This is a genomic window from Okeania sp. SIO2B9 (genome assembly GCF_010672505.1).
Lineage (GTDB): Bacteria > Cyanobacteriota > Cyanobacteriia > Cyanobacteriales > Microcoleaceae > Okeania > Okeania hirsuta.
Genome location: NZ_JAAHGK010001137.1, coordinates 1 through 2,486, shown reverse-complemented (window position 1 = coordinate 2,486; position 2,486 = coordinate 1). Strand labels below are relative to the sequence as shown.

The window sequence follows — 2,486 nt, the reverse complement described above, 5'->3', positions numbered from 1 at the left end:
TAAATCTACACAAAGGTTGTAGGTCTTAGGGAGAGTAGGATTGGATAAGAAGCATTAATTTGCAGACGTATCCACTGTTAGACGTAATGTAAGGCAATGAATAGTAATGAACAAAGCTCAAACACTGAAAAGAAACTTAGGTAATCCTAAACCATTTTTAAGCGTAGCATGGGATACAGAGGATATACCCTCACAAGTTTCAATTAATCCTAACCTTAAATGGAAGGATATTAATTGGAAGAAGGTAGAGAAATCTGTGTTCAAATTACAAAAATTGATTTACAGAGCATCCATGAGTGGCGAATTCCGCAAGATGCACAGATACCAAAAACTTCTGACCAAAAGCTATTACGCAAGGTTGCTAGCTGTTAGGCGCGTGACACAGGATAACCAAGGCAAGAAAACTGCTGGAGTAGATGGTATTAAAAATCTATCTCCAATGCAGCGATTCAACTTGGTGAATCTACTCGCATCACGTCACCTCAAAGCAAGCCCAACCCGCAGAGTCTGGATACCAAAACCAGGCAGGGATGAAAAGCGACTACTTGGAATCCCTACGATGTACGACCGTGCATTACAAGCCTTGGTTAAGTTAGGTATGGAACCAGAGTGGGAGGCACGCTTTGAACCCAACAGTTATGGTTTTAGACCAGGACGGTCAACCCATGATGCCATAGAGGCTATCTATATAAGCATTAACCATAAACCCAAATATGTGCTTGATGCAGATATATCCAAATGTTTCGACCGAATTAACCATGATGCACTGCTGAGGAAATTAGGTCATTCACCATACAGACGATTAATTAAACAATGGTTACAGTCTGGAGTGTTTGATAATAAACAATTCCTAAAATCTGTGGAAGGTACACCACAGGGAGGTGTAATTAGTCCCCTACTAGCAAACATCGCCTTACACGGTCTAGAGGAAAGAGTAATGGAATTTGCCGAAAAACTCCCGATTAGACATCCTAATGGAAGAGCAATGGCAAAGAAATACAAACGTCAAAGTCTCTCCCTAATACGCTATGCTGACGACTTCGTTATCCTTCACGAAGATATCAAAGTAGTCCTGCAAGCAAAAGCCGTAATACAGGAATGGTTAAACCAGGTAGGACTAGAACTAAAACCAGGAAAAACCAAAATTGCCCATACCCTGGAAGAATATGAAGGGAATCAGCCTGGATTTGATTTTCTAGGTTTTACAGTTAGGCAATGGAAGGTTAAGTCAACTAAACAAGGATTTAAAACACTGATAAAACCCTCCTCTAAAAGTATCAAAACTCACTACCGGAAACTGGCAGATATATGTGATTCTCACAAAACTGCCCCTACTAAAGCTCTAATAGCTAAATTAAATCCGGTAATAAGAGGATGGGCTAACTACTTTTCAGCCGTAGTCAGTAAGGAGATATTCAAAAAAATTGATGACCTCCTATGGAAAAGGCTATGGAGATGGGCAAGTAGGAGGCATCCGAATAAGTCAGCCATTTGGGTTAAGAAAAAGTATTTCCCCAGCATAAAAGGAATCAGAAATTGGGTACTTAACGAAGGCGAATATATACTAAATCTGCACTTTGATGTACCTATTATACGGCATATTAAAGTAAAAGATAATAAATCACCCTATGACGGTGACTGGACTTATTGGAGCAGCAGAATTGGAAAACATCCAGGCGTAAGGAAAGAAGTCACAACGCTGTTAAAACGGCAAAAGAATAAATGCGCATCTTGTGGACTAACCTTTAGACCAAACGACCTAATTGAAGTTGACCATATAAAACCAAGGTCTGAAGGTGGTGACAACACATATAAAAATAAACAACTATTGCACCGACATTGCCACGATACTAAAACTGCCTTAGATAAAAAGACATACGCAGAACTAAAGTTACAGGACTTACCTGAAGATTATTTATGGGTTGACGATATGTTGACACTAAGACAGGGATGTGCCCATGAAAAGGGACGTTTAAGAGAGGAGCCGTGATGAGGTGAAAGTCTCACGTCCGGTTCTGAAGACGAGTCGGGTAGGGTAACTTACCTGGCTTAGTTTAACAAAGCTTACGGTTCATGGATGAATTTTTTCTCAATGCGACATACTTTTATTATCGATCCAGATGGGATGTTGCAGGAGATTTTTCTCGGGGTAAGACCGCCTATTCATAGTCAAGAAGTTTTGGCTCGTTTAGATGAGTTGCAGCAGATTTAACTAAGTTAATTAAGTAGGGAGTTATGCACCACTCCCTACTAATTTTAAGTAGCAGATGAATTATTGCTACATATAAGTTTTTTTCCTCTTATACTAATTACTAAAAGTGATGCTATATTGAGGTGAAACTTCCATTGTTAAAAATAATTAATACAGGCATAATCACCTTTTTTATAATTCTTATAAAGAATAAGCTAATAACAGTGAAACCTGCAAAAAATCACGCATATTTAAGCCTTACCATACCTTTTTTACAAGTATTAAAAATTTAATT

1 protein-coding gene and 1 pseudogene are annotated in these 2,486 nt (G+C 38.7%); both read left to right on the top strand.

Annotated elements, in window-relative coordinates:
* Positions 1-106 precede the first annotated feature (106 nt).
* Positions 107-1,990, top strand: a complete 1,884-nt coding sequence (gene ltrA / locus F6K13_RS28185) for a group II intron reverse transcriptase/maturase (RefSeq protein WP_240039161.1) — start codon at positions 107-109, stop codon at positions 1,988-1,990.
* Between the two features lie 66 nt (positions 1,991-2,056).
* A pseudogene (locus F6K13_RS28180) lies at positions 2,057-2,212 on the top strand (peroxiredoxin); the annotation flags it as partial.
* Between the last annotated feature and the right edge of the window lie 274 nt (positions 2,213-2,486).

Excerpts from the sequence above, each read along its gene's own strand:
- ltrA (WP_240039161.1), top strand. The coding sequence starts at position 107 with ATGAACAAAGCTCAAACACTGAAAAGAAACTTAGGTAATCCTAAACCA.